The organism is Porphyromonas uenonis DSM 23387 = JCM 13868, from assembly GCF_000482365.1.
GTDB classification, from domain to species: Bacteria; Bacteroidota; Bacteroidia; order Bacteroidales; family Porphyromonadaceae; genus Porphyromonas; species Porphyromonas uenonis.
On the sequence record NZ_AXVC01000027.1, the window covers coordinates 37,703 to 59,428 of the forward strand.

Annotated in this window: 12 protein-coding genes; 10 read left to right on the top strand and 2 right to left on the bottom strand. The window is 51.9% G+C overall.

From position 1 onward, the window contains the following. Nucleotides 1-388 precede the first annotated feature (388 nt). From L215_RS0102840 to L215_RS0102875, 8 genes are all read left to right on the top strand, one after another. Nucleotides 389-4,006 carry a T9SS type A sorting domain-containing protein gene (locus L215_RS0102840; RefSeq protein ID WP_027451307.1) on the top strand — a complete coding sequence of 1,206 codons (3,618 nt, stop codon included), beginning with the start codon at nt 389-391 and terminating at the stop codon, nt 4,004-4,006. Nucleotides 4,007-4,223: 217 nt separating this feature from the next. Beyond that, entirely contained in the window at nt 4,224-6,086 is a 1,863-nt protein-coding gene (locus L215_RS0102845; protein WP_154657838.1) for an InlB B-repeat-containing protein, read from the top strand. A gap of 577 nt (nt 6,087-6,663) precedes the next feature. After that, nucleotides 6,664-8,094, top strand: a complete 1,431-nt coding sequence (gene cls, locus L215_RS0102850; RefSeq protein WP_027451308.1) for a cardiolipin synthase — start codon at nt 6,664-6,666, stop codon at nt 8,092-8,094. Between the two features lie 709 nt (nt 8,095-8,803). Further along, the gene (trxB, locus tag L215_RS0102855) at nt 8,804-9,751 is read left to right on the top strand and encodes a thioredoxin-disulfide reductase (RefSeq protein ID WP_025884102.1); all 948 of its coding nucleotides are present in this window, start codon (nt 8,804-8,806) and stop codon (nt 9,749-9,751) included. 59 nt (nt 9,752-9,810) lie between these two features. Further along, nucleotides 9,811-10,545: an SIMPL domain-containing protein gene (locus tag L215_RS0102860; RefSeq protein WP_025884103.1), complete on the top strand. Its 735-nt coding sequence runs from the start codon at nt 9,811-9,813 to the stop codon at nt 10,543-10,545. 118 nt (nt 10,546-10,663) lie between these two features. Further along, nucleotides 10,664-11,149 (top strand): deoxycytidylate deaminase, encoded by a 486-nt coding sequence (locus tag L215_RS0102865; RefSeq protein ID WP_025884104.1) that lies wholly within the window; start codon nt 10,664-10,666, stop codon nt 11,147-11,149. Between the two features lie 66 nt (nt 11,150-11,215). Then, nucleotides 11,216-12,787 carry a S41 family peptidase gene (locus tag L215_RS0102870; RefSeq protein WP_238296628.1) on the top strand — a complete coding sequence of 524 codons (1,572 nt, stop codon included), beginning with the start codon at nt 11,216-11,218 and terminating at the stop codon, nt 12,785-12,787. A gap of 14 nt (nt 12,788-12,801) precedes the next feature. Beyond that, entirely contained in the window at nt 12,802-13,371 is a 570-nt protein-coding gene (locus L215_RS0102875; protein WP_025884107.1) for a 5-formyltetrahydrofolate cyclo-ligase, read from the top strand. A 320-nt stretch (nt 13,372-13,691) separates the two neighbouring features. Here L215_RS0102875 and megL read toward each other — a convergent pair whose 3' ends face one another. Then, a complete protein-coding gene (gene megL, locus L215_RS0102880) occupies nt 13,692-14,894 on the bottom strand; it encodes a methionine gamma-lyase (RefSeq protein ID WP_044111652.1) in 1,203 nt (400 codons plus the stop codon). A 954-nt stretch (nt 14,895-15,848) separates the two neighbouring features. On the opposite strand from megL, the gene L215_RS0102885 reads away from it, so the two are divergent. Beyond that, a complete protein-coding gene (locus tag L215_RS0102885) occupies nt 15,849-18,368 on the top strand; it encodes a T9SS type A sorting domain-containing protein (RefSeq protein WP_025884346.1) in 2,520 nt (839 codons plus the stop codon). 12 nt (nt 18,369-18,380) lie between these two features. Beyond that, nucleotides 18,381-20,681, top strand: coding sequence for a hypothetical protein (locus L215_RS0102890; protein WP_027451311.1), 2,301 nt, complete (start codon nt 18,381-18,383; stop codon nt 20,679-20,681). 135 nt (nt 20,682-20,816) lie between these two features. On the opposite strand, the gene L215_RS0102895 is transcribed toward L215_RS0102890, so the two are convergent. Then, entirely contained in the window at nt 20,817-21,449 is a 633-nt protein-coding gene (locus L215_RS0102895) for a MarC family protein (RefSeq protein ID WP_025884345.1), read from the bottom strand. Between the last annotated feature and the right edge of the window lie 277 nt (nt 21,450-21,726).

Genomic DNA, 21,726 nt, shown 5'->3' on the forward strand with positions numbered 1-21,726 from the left:
TTGTTAGTAAAGTCCGTGGTAAACGATTCGTCCACAAAGATACCTATTTTATTTGGGATTGGAAGTGAGAGGTTAGAGATTAGAGGCTAGAAGTTAGAGGCTAGAAGTTAGAGATTAGAAGTTAGAAGTTAGAGATTAGATGTTAGATCATTCCGATGGCTCTGATAGCTCTGATCACTCCGATAGCTCCGACACCTCCGATCGCTCCGCTCTAACTTCTAACCTCTAACCTCTAATTCTCTCTCCCCCCACGCTGTATCGTTTTTTTTATTATCTTAGCCCTTTGAAGAGGGTCAGGTAGCTGTAGTGTTGTGTAGCTACGCCCGCCTCTACTCCGCCTCCATACAGAAGAATATATTAATCACTTACACTTAAAACAGATACGCTTATGAAACGAATGTTATCTATCTTAGCGTTGTTGGGTACCTTCCTGCTCTTGCCCCTCGTGGCGCAAGCGCAGCAGTACACAATAACCATCAATCAGGTGGAGCACTGCACCATCACGGCTAAATATGTTTACGCAGGTCAAGAGACCATTGTGAAAAACGGGGATCAAGTGCCTCGGAACAAACGGCTAAGAGTTAAGGCGACTCCTGATGAGGGCTATGTGGTTACCCACTACATCATTAACAATGTAGAAAAGGAAAATCTAGGAAATGAATACTCAGAGTATGTAACCTCTGACCTAATCATCTCTGCACGGGTGGCACCCGCTACGCTACACACCGTCACGATCACACAGCCAGAGCATGGCACGCTTAAGGTCAAAGACGGAGCCACGGAGGTCACCTCTGGCGATCAGAAGTACTTTGGAACTAGGCTCTCGCTAGAGTTAACTCCCGAGACTGGCTATGAAATCGAGTACTGGATCGTCAATGGTAAGAAGAACATGCCTAGCACGAAGGCAGAAGCTAAAAACAAGGCTAGTCTAACTGTTCGGGAAGATGTGACCGTCACGGCTCAGCTGAAAGTGGCCGGGACGAAGACGATGGTCCCTGTGACCGTTGTCAAGCCTGAGTCTGCTACAGTCAAGGCTTACAAGGGTCGATCCACATACTCTCCCGAGCTAGCAGCAGGAGAGCAGGTAGAGGCTGGTGATTATGTCACGGTAGTGGTCACTCCTGATGCTGATCACTCTGTAGATTATTGGCTCTTCAACGACCAGCGAGTAGAGAGGTCCCTGTCTACGCCCAACGAGTATACCTTTAGGATTATAGAGGCATCAACCATCAAGCCTGTACTCAAGGAGGCTGGCTACAAGATTACCTACGAGCAGCCCGCAGAGGGTGGTACTCTTTCGGTGACGGCAGGCTACGGGTCTTCTGCTAAGCTGGTACCCTCAGGCACTCGTGTCAAGGAGAGAGAGTCGCTTAAGATTGAAGCGACGGTAAAGGCGGGGTACCTGTTTAAGCACTTCCTCATCAACGGAAAGGTGAAGACCGTTACCAATCCAAGACTCCCGTATACATACGAAACTGCAAACTCCGATATGACCATCGCTGCGGTCATCGAGAAGCTGGAGCCCTGCATCGTCACCATCACACCATTTGAGCATGGTACGCTGACGGTCACGAATGCTAGCACCTCTGCCGCTATCAAGGATGGGGAGGAAGTCGCAGCGAACACCTCTATAAGTATTGAGGCCAAAGTGGATCCAGATTACGAGTTCAAGCACTTCCTCATCAATGGTGTGGAGACTCCTCATACTTACTACTCTGATTACTTTAAGACCTACCGCTATAACTACACGGCGACGGGTCCTGTGACCATTGCTGTCGTAGCAGAAAAGAAGCCAACAACGAAGGTCACCATTGAGCCCTTTGAGCATGGTGAGCTAGTAGTTAAGTATGGTCAGTATCCTAATTCCATCGAAGTGAAGAGTGGCGACGCTGTACCTCAGGGTGCGAAGATAAGTGTTGATGCCTTCTTTGACGATGGGTATGGTCTCGACCACTTCCTCGTCAACGGAGAGTCTAAGCCCTCTGATAGTTCAGAGTATGATTACATTGAGCTTACTGTAGGCAATACGCCTCTGAAGCTTTCAGCCGTTGCTAAGAAGACGCACGGACTGATTGTCATGGTACAGCCTGACGCTGCGCAAGGCACGATGGCGGGCCACTACACTGACAATGGCCAACAGAAAGATCTACAAGACAGCACATGGGTGGCTCTAGAGACTCCCGTTACCTTCGTCGTAACACCTAAGGAGGGCTACGAGATGGACTCTTGGAAGGTCAATGACGAGACCAAGCCTCTCGAGAGTGCTGATCCTAATCAGCTCACACTCCCCGTCACGGCCGACTTCAAGGTAGAGCCCGTCCTCAAGGAGGCTGCCCCCACTGAGGGCAAGATCACACTGATACAGCCTAAGAAGGATGATCAAGGTAAGGAGACTGGAACTCTAGCTGCTTCTTACATTGATAAGGAGTACGGTATGACCGAACTAGTCAACAATGGTGATATGGTAGACATTGGCACGGTGGTTACGTTTCAGGTTACGCCAACCGAGGGCTACGAGATAGATTACTGGATGGTTAATGACCAGCGAAAAGATCTTGAGCAAAATGATCCTACCATAATAAACATCACCGTCACGGGCAACCTCAAGGTAGAGCCTATCATGAAGGCAAAGGCGGCTCCACAGCCTACCATGTACACCGTCACGCTGACCCAGCCTGACGCTACGCAAGGCACGATGACGGCTCACTACACGAATGACGACACGAAGGAAGTGACAACTGGTGCGTCTGTAGAGAAGGATACCCAGGTTACCTTCGTCGTAGCACCTAAGGAGGGCTACGAGATGGCTTCTTGGAAGGTCGATGACCAGTCCAAGGCGATCGATGAAGCCAAGCCTAATGAGCTTACGCTCACCGTCACGGCCGACCTTAAGGTAGAGCCCGTCCTCAAGGCGAAGGCTCCTGTCAATCCGACAGAAGGTACAATTATCGTCAAGAGAGAGGGTACGGCAGGCTACATTACGGGTAAATGTAAGACCCCAGACGGTACGACTTCCTCTATCTTTGAAGACAAGGCTAAGACACTACCTAATGGTACGGAGGTGACGCTCACGGCATCACTTACTGCAGGTTTCGAGGTAACCTATACAAACAATGATAATCCAGTTCCCGCAGAGGCACTCTCCGCAGATGGTAAGGTTTACACCTTCACCGTTAATGGTGATGCCACAGTGGTAGCTAAGATTGCTCAGAAGCAAGTCACAGGCGAGTTTGAGGTAAAGTGGGTTGCTGAGCCCGAAGAAGGTGGTGAGGTCTCAGCCTCAACAGCCGAAGGCCCTATCTCTAATGGAGACAAGATTGCTGGCGGTACCTTAATCACGGTCAATGCAACAGCTAAGGAGAACTTCGAAGTTGACCAGTGGTTCCTCAATGACAAGGAGCTCGAAAGTCAAAAGGGTAAAGAGTCTCACACCTTCGCCCTAACTGAGAATGTCACGATCAAGGTAACCTTCAAGTCTACGCTGCCTCCCGCTGAGTACGCTGTCACAGTAGAGCCTGTCCTGCCAAGTGCAGAGGCTGGTGCGGTGAAGCTCTTCTACAAGGACGGCTCTGTAGTTGCCTCTGGCACGAAAGTCGTCACAGGCTCCGAGATGTATGTCGAGGTGAAGCCTGCTGACAAGTACGAGCTGGAGACACTCCAGGTGGGTGAGACGAAGATCCCCGCTGGTGACGAGAAGCTCATCAAGCAAGCTGACGGAGGCTTCAAGTATGCCTTCACAGTTACAGAGGCGACCAAGATCCAGGCTACCTTCAAGCTCATCAATGCTGTCGAGCAGTTGACAGCTGGTCAGGTTGCTGTCTACGTGACCAATGGTGGTACACGTCTCGAGGTAGCTGGTGCTGCTGAGGGCGCAGAGGTACGCCTCTACGACTACACGGGTCAGCTACTCCTTGCTAGCACAGAGCATGCGCTCGACATCAGCGCACTGCCCGCTGGTAGCTACATCGTCCTCGTCGGCAACTACACGACGCGCATCGTCAAGTAAGTCTAAGACGACGGTCCGCTAGGACCATCGTACCGTGAGACTGTATTATATGCAGCTCTTCAGACGATAAATAATATGTGTAGGGGCGGATCTGAGTATTCGCCCCTACATACTTTCTCTTTCAACTGACTGTTGACACAGTCTATCCATACGACTTCACACTCCGCTTCACAACGGAGAGCTACACCTAATAGATTCAACTTAAACAGATACTTCTATGAGAAAAGGAATTACTTCTTTGCTACTACTTCTCTTGGTCCTAGGACTCTCTTCAGTAGTCAATGCAACCGAGAGCACACGTGCCCTAGAGGATGGCTTGCGAGCCTCAGGCGAGCCAACGGTCAGCTTTACCACGTCTACAGAGATTGGCTCTGACTGTTCATTTACCGTGGTACTACCCCCCCGCCAGTCCATACGGATAGACTGGGGTGATGGTCGACTCGTATCTTCACAGGAGGCAGAGGTCAAAGGCAAGAAAGCAGGCGAAGAGATTAAGATCTACGGAGACTTCTTCTCATTTACTGCTGCTGGAGCTGGGATCACCTCAATCCAGATTCAGGTTCCATCGCTTGCCTATCTAGTCTTGGCAGACAACGAGCTCACCTCTCTCGATCTCTCTAACGCTCCAGCCTTAGAGCGCATCTCTGCACCAGACAATAAGCTGACAAGCCTTAAGGTGGAAGGGCTGAGCCGCCTCACCACGCTTAATGTGAGACGCAACAATCTAAAGTCCCTCACCCTCTCTAACTTGAGGATGCTTCAGAAGCTGTATGTATCGGGGAATAACTCACTGACCATGTTAGACGTAGCTAACCTTACTAGGCTCACTAGTGTAGAGGCTGATGCTTGCGCCTTGAATGAGGTTTATCTGCCTAAGTCCATTACGACGTTCTCCGCAAGAGGTAACCAATTGACAGAGATAGAGGATCTTTCGACCTGCACCAAGCTGACTACGCTCAATGTGGCTGAAAATGACTTCGCCTCACTCTCCCTGAAGGGCTTGACAAGACTAAAAAAGCTAGACTGTAGTGACAATGCACTCACAGCTCTGAACCTTACCCCTTGCGTTGCCCTGGAAGAGCTCCGCTGCCATAAGAATGCCATCACAGAGCAGGCTATGAAGCAGCTCTTCGAAAGCCTTCCCAGTAGAAGCACTGCAGAGCCAGGTACGCTCTATGCTATCAACTCTATCGATAGTGGAGAGAAGAATCAGGTAAACAGCGCCGACATCAAGATTGCCACGGACAAGTCTTGGGTCTACAAAGACTACAAAGAGTCTGAGGCTAAAGTCCTCTTCACCACGAAGGGTACAGGTGGCTCGGTCTCAGGTAAGTACAAGACGCCTGGTAGTGAGCAAGAACTCCCCCTAGCTGAAAAGGAAGCAAAGATGCTACCCATCGGTACCGTTGTGTCGCTCACGGCAACTGTCAATGAGGGGTATGAAGTCTCTTATATAAATAGCAATCAGCCAGCTCCTGCGGAGGCACTCTCAGAGGATGGCTCGGTCTACACCTTTACCGTATCAAGAAATTCGACAGTCCGAGCAACCTTTACTGAAAAGCAAGGTGTAGAGAAATACCAAGTTTCTTGCACTGCCGAGCCTACTAAGGGTGGTACAGTAAAGCTCTTTGAGGAGAATGGTACAGAGATCAAGAGTGGTTCAATGGTTGCGGCTAATGCCAAACTGTATGTCGAGGTGAAGCCTGCTGACAAGTACGAGCTAGAGACACTCCAGGTGGGTGAGACGAAGATCCCCGCTGGTGACGAGAAGCTCATCAAGCAAGCTGACGGAGGCTTCAAGTATGCCTTCACAGTTACAGAGGCTACCAAGATCCAGGCTACCTTCAAGCTCATCAATGCTGTCGAGCAGTTGACAGCTGGTCAGGTTGCCGTCTACGTGACCAACGGTGGTACACGTCTCGAGGTGGCTGGTGCTGCTGAGGGCGCAGAGGTTCGCCTCTACGACTACACGGGTCAGCTACTCCTTGCTAGCACAGAGCATGCGCTCGACATCAGCGCACTACCCGCTGGTAGCTACATCGTCCTCGTTGGTAACTACACGACGCGCATCGTCAAGTAAGACTAAGAGGACGGTCCGCTAGGACCCGATCACTTCACGAGGGAGATCCCCGCACAACTGGCGGAGGTCTCCCTCGTTAGTGATTAGAGGTTAGTGATTAGAGGTTAGAGGTAGGGGTGACGCATGATAAAAATGACTTGTTTCATTTCTACCTGGGAATTTCCAAAATAAGTACCTAGAAATTTGGCAAATTCCTAGGTAGAAATGGCCAAATTCTTCGGACTTATTTTTTGATTCCTCCGAAGTTTCATTTGATTCCTCCGAAGAATTTTTTATTTCCTAGGTAGGAATTGGGCAAATTCCTAGGTACTTATTTGGCAAATTCCTAGGTAGGAATTTAGAGGTTAGAAGTTAGAGGTTAGAATTTAGAGGTTAGAAATTAGAATTTAGAGATTGGAAAGATCGGAGTAATCGGAGCCATCGGAATCATCGGAGCTGTCGGAGCTGATCTCTAACCTCTAACCTCTAACCTCTAACCTCTAATCTCTGACCTCTAACTTCTAATCTCTAATTTCCTTACCTTTGCGATAGTGGGTCTGCTACAGCACTTTGAGCAGGCTCCGTAGGCTTGCAATCTATGTGGACGATACTGCTGACTATCCTATACACGCTCCTGGTCGTGGGCGTGGTGGTCGTTATCCTGACAGGCGGCGATGACATCTATCGGATGTTTTCGTGGCTGATGGTTGTGCTCTTTATTCCCATCGTGGGGGTGATCCTCTACCTGCTCTTTGGGCGCTCGACAGCCTCCATGCGGTTGATCCCTAAGGACTTCCTCAGAGAGATCAATAGGATGCCACTAGAGCACACCGATCAAGCCTTTCACCAGGCGCTCCTAGAGGATCCCTACTACGGGACGCTCGGCAAGTTGCTCTACAAAAGTGATGATCGTACGGTGCTGGCCGCCTCCTCGATGTCGGTCATCACGGTGGGTACGGACAAGTACCGACGGCTCTTTGAGGACATACGCTCGGCACGGAGCGAGATACACCTGATGTACTACATTATCGCCTCTGACGAGCTGGGGGTCAAGCTACGTGACCTCTTGGTGAGTAAGGCTCTCGAGGGAGTTCGCGTGCGGGTTATCTATGATGGTCTGGGCTCCTTCTGGAGCGATGTGCGGGGCTTCTGGAAGCCTCTTCGTAGGGCTGGGGGAGAGGTCTATGCGTTCCTGCCGGTGCGGCTCCCCTTCATTGATCTGCGTATCAACTATCGCAACCATCGCAAGGTGGTGGTGATAGATCAGCGGATAGGCTATCTCGGGGGGATGAATGTGGCGCAGTACTATACGCAAGGCAATGAGCTGGGGCAGTGGCGCGACACGCACTTTCGCATAGAGGGTAGTGCCGTGGCGGGGTTGCAGCGTGTCTTCCTGGTGGACTGGGCTGTAGCGGTGCGCAAGCGCTTTGACGTAGCTCCTTACTTTGCCGAGATCGATCGGGGCGCCCCGTACGAGCATCCGATAGCGATGCAGTTCCTGACGAATGGTCCGCAGGCGCACTGGCAAACGATTGAGCAGGCGTTCGTCAAGGCGTGCTCGATGGCCCACGAAGAGATCTTGATCCAGACGCCTTACTTCCTCCCGCCTGAGGGGTTGCTGATGAGCCTCTGTAGCGCAGCTATGCGTGGTGTGCATGTCTGCGTCATGATCCCCGAGCGGGGCGACTCGTACCTGACGCAGCGCGCCTCGGACTCTTACCTGACGCAGCTGATGCAGGCGGGCGTGGACGTGAGTCGCTACCGTGGCGGCTTCCTACACTCTAAGCTGATGGTGGTGGATAGGCGTATCGTCGGTGTCGGCAGTGCGAATATGGACTTCCGTAGCTTGGAGATCAATCTGGAGGTGATGTCTTTCGTCTATGACAGGCAGATCGCTGAGGAGCTCTGCAAGACCTTTGAGGAGGATCTGCAGTCGTGTCGTCAGCTAACCCTAGAGGAGTGGAATAAGCGCTCCCTGTGGATACGTAGCTGGGAGGCTGTCGCTCGGCTCTTCTCGCCACTCCTCTGAGTACGGACACAAAAAAGCCGCACTGTGGATTAGGAAAACTCCGAAGAACATACAAGTTTTGAGGATCCACCACCATCTGAAGTCCACTGGAGCAACAAGTGCTCACATACTCACCAGGAGCATGTCGAGGCCGGTCATCAAGTAGGTAGAATGATCTCGGAATAGTCGATTAAATTTGAAGAGTTTCCGTATCAAGCAGTGCGGCTATGGGTCTGTGCCGTGCTACATATCATATGCTAAGAACACATTGCTAAGTCACCTATCGGTGTCTTGCTACGACAAATATAGGGTAATATTTCGAGCTGTGCAAATTGGCGCGTACATTCCACCCGCTAATGCAATTTCTCAAGAATGATGTTTTTGAAGACTTCCTCGGGGGAAACGTATAACCCTTTGTAGGGACGCACGGCTCGTGCGTCCGTTCCCGTTAAAACCACGGATACCGTAACTTTTGACACAACGGACGCACGACCGTGCGTCCCTACAATCGTTACTCGTCGGCTGGTTTGACAACGGACGCCCTCCGACTCAACACTCCCGTGCGTCCCTACAACGGGTTACACGTCTCGTTGTACTACAACGGACACATAGATCGTGCGTCCCTACAGGGCGACGTCTCACTCTAATCTCTAACCTCTAGCTTCTAACCTCTAAATTCGTATCTTTGCGGTGAGGTACATCTCACCATCTAAAAGAATCTATTACTAATATGTCACAAGACAAGACTATACGCTGCCTGATCATCGGGTCAGGACCTGCAGGATATACAGCCGCTATCTACGCTTCACGAGCTAACCTATCGCCTGTGCTTTACCAGGGTCTACAACCTGGTGGACAACTTACTACGACCACTGAGGTGGAGAACTTCCCGGGCTTCCCCGAGGGGATCACGGGCCCTCAGCTTCTCGAGCAGATGCGCCAGCAGGCGGAGCGCTTTGGCACAGACATTCGCTCAGGCGAGGTGACGCGCATCGACCTCTCGGAGCGCCCCTTCGAGGTAGAGATCGACGGTTCTACGGAGCTAACGGCACAGGCGGTGATCATCGCCACGGGAGCTCGCGCTAAGTACCTAGGTCTGGAGGATGAGACGAAGTATGCTGGCATGGGCGTCTCGGCCTGCGCTACGTGCGACGGCTTCTTCTATCGCAAGAAGCGTGTCGCTGTCGTGGGCGGTGGCGATACAGCTTGCGAGGAGGCGCTCTACCTAGCGGGTATCGCAGAGCAGGTCTACCTGATCGTGCGCAAGGATCATCTGCGCGCCTCTAAGGTGATGCAGGAGAGACTCTTCGCACGGGAGAATATAGAGGTGCTCTTTGAGTACAACACGGTGGGGCTCTTTGGCGACAATGGCGTGGAGGGAGCTCACCTCGTTTACAAGAAGGGGACGCCTGAGGAGGCTAAGCGTGATATAGCGATCGATGGCTTCTTCCTGGCTATCGGACACAAGCCCAATACAGACTTCCTGGCAGGTCAGCTGGAGCTGGATGATGCGGGCTACATCGTGACTCGTGAGGGACGACCGCTGACTAGTGTGGAGGGAGTCTTTGCGGCTGGCGACGTGGCGGATCCACGCTATCGTCAGGCGATCACCTCGGCGGGTACGGGTTGCCGCGCTGCGCTGGAGGTGGAGAAGTATCTCCTCGAGAAGGAACTATAACGCTACGCTGGCGAGACTTCTTCGCTCTAACAGATAAATCTTCTAACACAATATAGATTATGAATAAGCAGTGGACCTTTTGGGCAGCCTTGGCACTGGCGGTGGCCTTTGTCATAGGCATTTGGATCGCCGGCTCGACTTATCAGTCGGTGCGCAAGCCTCGCATCGTGTCGGTCACGGGCAATGCGGAGCAGGACTTCGAGAGTGACTTGATCGTCTGGAGCGCTTCCTTTCGTGTGCATCGTGCTACGCTGAGCGACGCTTACACGGAGATCGAGCGGGAGCGCACGGTGGTGCAGGAGTTTCTCCAGAAGGCTGGTCTGAAGGCTGATGGCTACACCTTCGAGAGTCTAGAGGTGTCGCAGGACTACAACAATGGCTACGACACGCATGGTAACTATCAGCAGGTGCCCAACGGCTATGTGCTCACGCAGTCGGTGACTGTGACGAGCAAGGACCTGGACGGTGTCGAGGCTCTGTCGAAGAGTATCTCCTCGCTGATCTCTCAGGGTGTGGAAATAACGAGCCAAGCGCCAGCCTACTACTACACGAATCTGGACGACCTCAAGCATCAGATGCTGCGCCAAGCCTCTGAAGACGCGCTGAATCGTGCCGAGGAGATAGCCTCGGGAAGCCGTGGCAAGGTGGGCAAGCTACAGAATGCCTCGATGGGGGTCTTCCAGATTGTCGGCAAGAATGCTGGAGAGGACTACTCATGGGGTGGTGCTTTCAACACATCCTCACGTCACAAGACGATCTCGGTGACTGTCCGCGCGACCTACGCACTCCGCTAGACGACGGGCGTGCGTCCCGTCTTCGGGAAAATTGCATCCTTGGTGCGAGGAGGGGAGTATTTGTGCCAAATAATCAGTATCTTTGTGGCGGTTTACACTATGGGTAAATCACTACATGATGACAATCACACCGACTACCCCCTCTGCTCCTGACTCAAAGCAGACAATCTTAGATCGTCGCTATCTGCGTATGGCTCGTATATGGGCTGAGAACTCCTACTGTCAGCGTCGACAAGTAGGAGCCCTCATCGTGCACAATCAGATGATCATCTCGGATGGCTACAACGGTACGCCTTCGGGCTTTGAGAATGTGTGCGAAGATGAAGAGGGGATCACCAAGCCTTACGTCCTCCACGCAGAGGCGAATGCAATCACGAAGGTGGCTGCCTCGGGCAATAACTGCACGGGTGCGACGATCTACATTACTGCCTCGCCTTGTCTGGAGTGTGCTAAGCTGATCATCCAGAGTCGCATACGACGTGTGGTCTATGGCGAGCAGTACCGACTCACCGACGGTGTCGAGCTCCTCGAGCGTGCTGGCATCGAGGTGGTCTATATACCGCTTGACACCACCTCGTCAGCCACGGAGTCCTCTACCCATTAGTATTATGTACCTATTTCTAGACATTGAGAGGAACAAGTGGTAGATATGCGTCGTCGATATAAATATTTGCTTTGCCTTCTGGCTGGTGCGCTGATTGGGAGCTTAACCTTCTGGCTCATCTCTCGCTATCGGAGCTTCACGCATGCAGACAAGTTCGACCAGGTACTTCAGTTGATTGACAAGTATTACGTAGACTCTGTGGACATGGAGGAGCTACGGACCAATCTCTTGCCCTATCTGCTAGGTGCTCTGGATCCGCACTCGACTTACATCCCGCCGCTGGAGTCTGAGCGTGAGGAGCAGAGACTGGAGGGACAGTTTGAGGGGATTGGAATCATCTACAACATCATCACCGACACGATCGTCGTCGATCAGGTCTTCGCTGGAGGCCCCTCCGAGACGGCTGGGCTAGAGCCCGGAGACCGCATCCTAGCGTGCGATGGCAAGAGCCTCCTCGGTGAGCGCAACAACCAAGACACGATCACCTCGGCACTGAGAGGACCTGCGGGGTCCGTGGTGCATCTATCGGTACTGCGTCGCCATGCGCGCAGAGATGTGAGCGTAGTGCGTGGACCTGTGCCGATCCAGAGCATCGAGGTGAGCTATATGCTGACACCCACCATCGGGCTAATGCAGATCACCACTTGGGCTCGGACTACCTACGACGAATTCATTCAGCATTGGGGCGCGCTACAAAGAGCAGGGGCGAAAGCGCTGGTCCTAGACTTGAGAGACAATACGGGAGGCTACATGAACTCGGCTATAGCCGTCGCCAATGAGTTCCTTCAGGAGGGTCAACTGATCGTCTACACCGAGGGACGCACCATGCCTCGTGAAGATGTGGTGGCCAATGGCGAGGGCATGCTACAGCGACTGCCACTCGTGGTGCTGGTCAATGAGAATAGTGCGTCAGCCTCCGAGATCTTCTCTGGAGCGATGCAAGACCACGACCGTGCGATGATCGTGGGACGACAGACCTATGGCAAGGGTTTGGTACAGCAGCCCTTTACTTTTGCGGACAACTCCAGCGTGCGCCTTACGGTGGCACGTTACTACACTCCCTCGGGACGTAACATACAGCGCCCCTACGAGCAGGGTAGCCTCTCCTCCATCGAGGAGAGCCTTATGAGTGTCTCGGGCATCAAACCTGTGGGTGACTATGCGGATACGCTCTCACTGACTAAGCAGAAGCAACGAGAGTATCATAGCGACAAGGGACGTCTCCTCTTCAGTGGCTATGGCATTATGCCGGATATCTTCGTACCGCAAGATACTGCCATGATCAATGCTTATGCTGCACGTCTGATCATGTCTGGGCTGATGCAGGAGTACGCCTTTTACTTTGTAGATCTCAATAGAGCGGCCCTCCGTGAGATGGGTTCAGTCCAGGAGCTACTAGAGCTACTGGATCAGGAGAAGTCTCTCGTGAACGACCTAGCCGCATACGCTGCCGAGCGAGGTATAGCACAGCGGCCCCAGATGTTGCGCCAAGCTTCACAGCGCTTGCAACTACAGATGTATGCCTTGATAGCTAATCATCTCTTTGGCGCTACGGGCTTCTATCAGGTGATAACCCAAGACGATCCGATGATCAGTAGCGCGGAGCAATATATAGAGGACAATTATCACATGCGATGATGAGTGGTGACAGAGTGAGAGAAGAGAAAAAAGCATTGCGTCGCACCATCCGTGCTAAGATGCGGAGTGAGTGGACCGAAGAGTACCGACAGACGGTCTCGGAGCGTGTCTGTAGGCAGATAGAGGCCTTCCTGCCCTTCGTGCGGAGTCACAGCATAGCTCTGTACTGTGCCTTGCCCGATGAGGTAGACTTGACGGCTATCCTAGAGCGCTACCAGGGTGAGAAGAGACTACTCATACCCCGTGTCGAGGGCGACGATATCAACTTCTACGCCTATCAGTCTGACTCGCTCGTCACCAGTGAGGACTACAAGATCCTCGAGCCGACAGCTACTGCCGAAGAGGCGGTAGATCCTGCAGAGATAGAGCTAATCCTCGTACCAGGACTCGCATTCGACCCGCATGGCGGACGTATGGGGCGTGGCAAGGGGTTCTATGATCGCTTTTTCGCACGTTGCCCCCATGCACTCCGTGTAGCGGTCACCTCCTCGATGCAGATCGTCGAGCAGATCCCGCTAGAGCCGTGGGACGTCACGATGCACTACATCATATCAGATAGCAAAACTTACGAGGTGCGCGACTAACACTGGTCGCATCAACCGACAAACATAGCAAGAGACTGTTGCAAAAGTCAACAGTCAGGACAATCTTGCTCGCAAGATTGTCCTGACTTTGCAGAAAGGATGAAGCGCAAGGCGCTGAGGGTGAGGTCTGAAGGGAGCATACATCCGTATGTGACCGAAGCCGAATCCCGAAAGCAACACAGCGATTCGCCTTTATGCAACAGTTTCAGCAAATACAAGCTCCCCCCACCACAGTTCATCGACTGTGATGGGGGGAGTCTCTATTTATTAGTAGGCTATTGGATTTGTTTCGATAGCCTTTTACCAGTACCTACTATATATTATAGGAGTGCGTCTAGGCCAGCCTTCAGGTCTGCGATGATGTCCTCGACATTCTCCAGACCGATCGAGAGGCGTACCATACCCTCGGCGATGTCAGAAGCAGCACGCTCCTCAGGCGTATAAGGCGAGTGCGTCATACTAGCTGGGTGCTCGATAAGCGTCTCAGCATCACCGAGGCTCACGCAGAGCGTAGCTAGGTGAAGACTATTCATCAGCTTGCGACCAGCCTCTAGACCACCCTTGAGCTCGAAGGCGATCATAGCGCCTGGTAGGCGCATCTGCTTCTTCGCCAGCTCATACTGTGGGAAGCTCTTGAGACCTGGGTATGCGATCGATGCGACAGCGGGATGCTTCTCAAGGAACTCAGCGACACGCTGTGCATTGGCGCAGTGACGCTCCATACGTATCTCCAGTGTCTTGATACCACGAGCGATCAGGTAAGCCTCAAACGGGCCAAGCACTGAACCCGTCATATCCTTGACAGCGAAGAGACGCACCTGGTCAATATACTCCTTGCGACCTACGACGAATCCGGCGATCACGTCACCGTGACCATTCAGATACTTCGTAGCCGAGTGTACGACCACGTCAGCACCGAGGTCTAGAGGACGCGTGATAAAGGGTGTGCAGTATGTATTGTCCACCATCAGAACGGTTCCCTCCTGGCTGTGAGCTATCTTGGCAGCGCCTTCGATATCTGTCAGGTACATATTAGGGTTGGCAGGTGTCTCGATGTAAACGAGCTTCGTATTGGGACGCATAGCAGCCTTGATCTCATCAAGATTGCGCGCATCGACGAAGGTCACCTCCACGCCAAAGCGTGAGAGTCCGTGCTCTAGGAATGAGTAGGTGCAACCGTAGAGCGTCTTGCCAGCCACAATGTGGTCACCAGCCTGTACTAGGGGGTAGATAGCAGATGTAATCGCACCGATGCCTGAGGAGGCGCTGACACAAGCCTCGCCACCCTCTAGAGAGGCGACCTTCTGCTCAGCAGCTGTGCAGGTAGGGTTCCCTAGGCGGGTGTAGATGTACCCCTCCTCCTCGAGGGCAAAGCGTCTGCCTCCCTGCTCTGCAGAGTCAAAGACGAAGGTAGAGGTTTGGTAAATAGGCGTAGCCAGCGTACCATGCTGATTGTGCTCGCTACCAGCATGGATGGCACGCGTAGCGAAGCCCATCTGCTGCAGTTCTTTTGGATCTATCATAAAGCTTTATCTAAAGGATTGATTATTCGGTACGAAGGTACGAAAAAATAGCGCTCACGCCTACATATACAGGGCTGACGCATGATAAAAGAGACTGTTGCAAAAGTCAACAGTCTCACAATCTTGCTTGCAAGATTGTCCTGACTTTGCAGAAAGGATGAAGCGCAAGGCGCTGAGGATGAGGTCTGAAGGGAGCATACCTCCGTATGTGACCGAAGCCGAATCCCGAAAGCAACACAGCGATTCGCCTTTATGAAACAGTCTCAAAAACGAGCTTGTCAGATTTCCTACCTAGGAATTTCCCAAATTCCTCCGTAGATATTTCTGATTTGCTACCTAGGAAATAAAAAATTCTTCGGACTTATGATTTGATTCCTCCGAAGTTTCATTTGATTCCTCCGAAGTATTTTTTATTTCCTAGGTAGGAATTGGGGCAATTCCTAGGTAGTTATTTGGCAAATTCCTAGGTAGGAATTCCATTCTTCTGGAGGAAGGCGTAATCAGTGAGGTCCCGCAGCCACTCTGTAGGATCCTCGAACTGCGTATTCCCTAGCTATCGTCATGCACAGCTTCTAGATGGCTGGTTATAATGTGTCAGCCCTGCCTACATATAGTATGAGTTGCATTTCTTAATTGGATATCCAGTCTCGAAGATTCGTAAGTCTGTCTATCTTATTTTGAGGTGCGGTGAGGTTTTTCTGTAGAGTATAGTGGATCTAGTCGAATCACTCCTTCATTCAAATGACTGGATCCCTCCCCTAGAGCACTACAGATACGGAAAGCTTGCGAAGTCTGAACAAAAGCGTCTAAATAGAATCATTATATACTAAACTATTGCTATTGCGTACTAAATAAATAATTGCTACCTTTGCTCGCAAAGGCGTGGTTCTGTATCGTATTGATACTGTTCTATGTCAATTAGCAGATATTCCTAACCAACAAACACTCAAAACAATGAATCACCGATTACTTATTGCTACGCTACTAGCCCTCCTCGGGATGACTATTTATGCGCCACTACCAGCTCAAGAGGCTAGCGAGAGCAACATCATTACGATTAAGCTCTCCGAGATGCCTACCAACGATGACGATGAGGCTATACCTCTCAAACTAACCGTACAGGGTGAGGGCGAGATAACCTTCGAGGGGCTTAAAGAGGCTTACGCAGTGGATCGCACTTCTTATTTGCCCACAGCGCTAGAGATTAAGATCCGAGGTGCTGTCAAGTCCATCTCTTGCGACTACAACAGTGTACTCTCAGCGGTAGACATCACTAACTCAAAAACGATCGAGAAGCTCAACATTAAGAACAGTGGCATTACAGACCTTCGCACCAAGGGTGTCACATCTCTTAAGGTACTGAATTGTGGATTGACCTCGCTCTCTACGATAGACCTGACGGGATGCACAGGGCTGACGAAGCTCGAGGCAAACTCTTGTATGAAGCTTACGAACGTCATCCTTACAGGCTGTACAGCCCTTACGGATATAGAGCTGCAAAATGGTGAGATTGCCACACTAGACCTCGCGGGGCTGACCAAGCTAAATAGTATAGACATATCACGCAATCCGCTCAAGACTCTGACGCTCACTGGTCTCAGTAGCCTTACCATGCTAGACTGCAAGCAGAGTGCTCTCTCCACGCTAGACCTCTCTGATTGTACTGCTTTAGAGTCTCTCACAGCTAATGCTTGTGCAGAGCTTGCCTCGGTCAAGCTCCCTAAGTCTGACAAGCTAAAGTACGTCTACCTACAGGAGTGCCAGCTACAAGAGATAGATCTTTCCAATCTGACGGCACTCACTCAAGTCTATCTAGAGCGCAATAAGAAGCTAGCCAAGGTGTCCGCAAACAACTGTCCAGGACTCAAGCTCCTCAGCTTGCATCTCTGTGCACTACCCGCTGAGGCTACAGTCGCTCTCATAGAGCAACTCTCAGACCATAGCGCAGAGTATGATGAGACAAATCCTGCCTACAAGGTCTTTGCTACGGGTATCAAGGTAACCTACAAGGAGGGTAACGTTTGGTCTCCCAAGGCTGCTAGTCTAGCTAGACGCAAGGGGTGGGCGCTCCTCAATAAGGATGAAAACTCCTACGCCTCTCCCACACCACTCTTTGAGGCTTATGCCAAGGTCACAATCGAAAAGACGGAGCATGGCAAGGTCGCTCTAGAGGGGCTGGACATCGAGGACTTAGCTTTCCTCCCCGAGGGTGAGACCTACAAGCTCGTCGCTACACCTGATGAAGGATACGAGCTACAAGAGCTCAAGGTCAATGACGATGATATCCTAGAGGGGCTAGAGTTCCAGCTCTTTAAGGATAGCAAGATCACGGCTACCTTTGGAAAGGCTGGCTCAGTACACTATAAGTACTATCTCACGAAGGTCGAGCCTACGGTCGCTACGGCTACTGTCTACACCTACGGCTATGACGAAAACAAAAGGTGGATCTCCCGTACTGTGAAGAACGGAGATGGAAGTATCTCTTCTCACTATGATATACGATACGATGAGCAGGGACGTATATCAGATATTGACATGACGCTGTCTTTTGACTACGCCAAGGATGGCAAGCCGAGTCAGCGAGCTCACTATACATACGACGAGCAGGGTCGTATGGTAAGACGTCAGATGGGGGTCTATGGCAAGGACCTGGCTGATACCAAGGTTGGCTATCGTCCCGATGGACAGATAGACTATTGGGCAGAGCAAAGCGCCACAGTGATGAATGATTACATCTACAACGACAAGGGACAGCTCATCGAGGAGCAGTTCGGTGAGGCTACGGGAGTAGACACTGATCATCCTACTGTTTTAGTGCCCACAGGCAAGATCTTCTACAGTTACAATGACAAGGGGCAGAAGTCAGAAGTCAAGTATACTTCCATACAGAGTAAATGGCTCTACATAAAGGGTGAGCAGTACACATGGAATGAGCAGGGACTGCTGTCAAGCGTCAAAGCGGTGAACTATCAGTATGAGTCGGGAGATACGATCCCTGAGAACGGTAAGCCTGACTTTGTCTACGAGCTACGCTATCAGTACGACGACAAGGCTGATACTAAAGTTTTCTGGCCGATGCTCCCAGTGACAGAGGAAAACGGTGGCTTCGGAGAGTTCAGCTACGACCTCAATGGTTACTGCACGAAGGCTGAACACTGGAAGTATGGATATGGAGATCCTAGACACACCTTTGACTTTATCTATGTCTTTGAGGCTTCACCAGTACACCTCCAGGAGCTAGTCGACAGAGGTGCCACGACGGTACAGTATGCCTACGGCACGATCACCGCTGAGGGCGCATCCCTAGAGGGCCTTCAGATATACGACACCACAGGTCAGCTACTCCGTGACTACCGCACGGCACCATGCCAGCGCATCGACATGGGGGTCAGCGAGCTACCCGACGGACTATACATCGTTCGCACGATCTCCTCTGACAGCACACAGACTGACAAGGTGGTCATAACACAATAAGCAAAACAACCTATGCTTCATTCTATCATAAGGCGAGGACTCATGACTATGCTCATGGGCCTCGCCCTATGCTCTCTTCAGAGCTACGCAGCTTCTCGTATCCTATTCACCACGGCTCTGCCAGTAGGATCGACGATCACACTCTCCATCTCCGCTGATGGCGCCGTAACGGCTCAAGGCCTAGCAGGACCCATCCTCACCGATGGCAAGGCACACGCCTATACCATCGAGAGTGCTGAGGTGAAGCTCTCGGGAGCCATCACAGCGATCACGCTTTCGCATCAGAAGCTCTCAGCACTAGACATTCGCCAGGCCAAAGAGCTCACCGAGCTACGCTGTGACAATAACAATCTCACCGAGCTAAACATCACTTACGCCAAGGCGCTCCAGCGTCTAGACTGTACCTTCAATCAGCTAGAGCGACTCGACATACCTAGTGCATCGCCCCTCAAGGAGCTACGTCTCAAGGGTAACTACGTCAAGAGCCTAGCTCTGGATCGATGCTCCGACCTAGAGATCCTCGACTACTCGGACAACTACTACCCCACGGTAGTAGACCTGAGCAAGTGTACCAAGCTACAGCAACTAGACGTTGCGAAAAACAAGATTCGCACGCTAGACTTAACGCAAAACGGGGCTTTGCGCACCCTCTCTTGTGGAGACAACGAGATCTCCATCCTAGACGTAGCGCACCTAGCCTCACTGGAGCGCCTCTCCGTAGCTAACAGCTCTAATCTCGCTACACTTACTCTCGGAGAGCATCCCAAGCTACGCTTCCTAGACATCTATGGGACGCAGGTGCAGAGCCTTGATCTAGCTAAGTATCCACAGCTCGAGGAGCTCTCCTGCGCTTATGCTAAGCTTACGAGCCTAGACCTCTCTCACAGCAATAAGTTACGCATACTGAGCTGTGGCAAGAACCCATTTAAGGGACTGGACGTATCACACTCTCCACTCCTCGAGGCGCTCAGCTGTGGAGATCTGCAGATAGCCTCTATCGACCTAAGCAAGAACCCCAAGCTCATCTCACTGCAGATAGGACACAACAACCTCTCTCAGATAGACCTCTCTGCTCAGAAGTCTCTCAAGAGGCTACACCTCTTCTACAACAACATCAGCACCCTCGATCTCTCCGCGCAGACTCACCTAGAGGAGCTACTCTGCAATAACAACAACCTCTCCGAGATCACGTTTGCTGCAGGAGCACCGCTCAGCAAAGTGGAGATCTACGACAATCAGATCAAGGAGCCACAGATGGCGCAGATTGTAGCCAAGCTACCCAATCGCACGGGACTCACGAGGGGACTCTTTAAGGTGGTCAATTCGCCCAGTACCCTCGAGGGCAACATCTGCACCAAGGCTCTTGTGGAGCAAGCTCTCGGTAACTATTGGCGCGTCGTAGACTATGCTGACTTTGCAGACTTTGGCAAGGGACTAGACTACCGAGGCTCCGATGCTCCCGAGATGGGTGAGAGCGTCATCAAGCTCACCTTTGACAAGGCTGGCAGCACCGTACAGCTCACTGTCGGCGGACTAGGTCTGTTCGAGTCTACTGGCACGACCCAACCTATCAGTAACTCAAAGGAGCCTGTCACCTACACCCTCGAGGGTAACGAGCTGATCATCCATGGTGATCTCTACAAGTTGATCGTCAGTGGAGCCACCATCAAGGCGCTAGAGCTTACCAAGGCGACCTACCTACGCGAGCTAGAGCTACACGACTATCAGCCTGCGACCATCACGCTCGCAGAGCTGCCCAATCTCGTATCGCTCCGACTACACGACAACCAGCTCACAAGCATCGAGCTGAGTGGTACGCCACTGCTAAGCCTCCTCTCCTGCTACGGTAACAAGCTAACCGTCGAGGCGGGTAAGAAGGTCATCGCAAGCCTGCCCAAGCGTCTCGAAGAGGAACGAGCTACGATCCTATGGCTCAACAGCAAGAAAGAGGGCGCTGACAATGCATTCCAGGAAGAGCTCCTTTACCTTGCTCATGCACAGGGGTGGGAGATGAGCGACTACCTAGGAGGATCCAATGGCGACACAGGTGAGCCTATTGGCTTCCCAATAGCAAACGAGCCTCTCTTCGCACCAGCCGTTGAGTCGATGCTTCAGGTAAGTGTGGAGCAAGGTATGCTTCAGGCCGTTACAGCACCGCACACGCCACTTGCACTCTATGACATGATGGGACAGCAGCTGCTGCAGACTCAGGCAAATGCCGATGGCCGATGCGAGATATCGCTAGCATCCTTCACACAGGGGATATACATTGTCGCCACCCCAACCGAGGCGGTCAAGGTGGTTATCCCATAGTTACGCACATGAAGACTAAGCTGTAAGGCTATAGTTTTTATTAAGGGGAACGAAAACTGCGACAAGCAGTCTTCAGACAAGTAGAGGCTCCTCCTTGGTGGAAGAGCCTCTACGATTTTTCTATGCTAAGAGCTTTTACTTGCCAAAGAACGGCTCGAGGATGATCATCAGGTTTTGCATGAAGAACTTCACCGAGATAGCTAGGAGGATCACTCCGAAGAACTTACGCAAGATGTAGATACCGCCCTTGCCTAGCCAGCGCTCTAGAAGCGACACGGTGCGAAGCATCAGGTAGATGCAGAGCACGTTGAGCATGATAGCGATAAAGAGGGTCGAGTTTGCCGTACCCGAGGAGCGCATCGTCAGGATCGCCGTAAAGGAGGCTGCACCCGCAAAGAGCGGGAAGACGAGTGGCACGATGTCGGCATTGCCCGAGGGGTCGTCATCCTGAAAGACCTGTATACCGAAGATCATCTCGACGGCTAGGACGAAGAGGACGATCGAACCCGCCACAGCAAAGGAAGAAACGTCTACCCCAAAGAAACCTAGTAGGGGCTCCCCGATGAAGAGGAAGGCGATGAACATGATGGCCGAGATGATAGCTACCTTGCTGGGGTGGAAGATTTTCCCCTTCTCCTTGAGGCTCAGCGCGATCGGGATCGCTCCGATGATGTCGATAGAGACAAAGAGGATCATAAAGGTCGCAAAGAAGCTCGGCAGTGTGAAGTGCTCGAAGTCAGCTAAGATATTGTTCCAAAGATTTTCCATAGTCTGTGTTGGTTAAAGCGGTGTATAAGGGGACGCTTTCGCCTGCAAAGGTAATAAATGCGCTGCAACCATCAAGCAAAGAACTCTCGGCGTAGCAGGGCTGACGCATGATAACCAGTCGCCTAGAAGCTACACATGACGATAGCTAGGGGTACACGGTGCGACTGTCGCTACAGAGTTGCTATGGCCCCCCTCTGATTACACCTCCCTCCCGAAGAATGGAATTCCTACCTAGGAATTTCCCAAATAGCTACCTAGGAATTCCCCCAATTCCTAC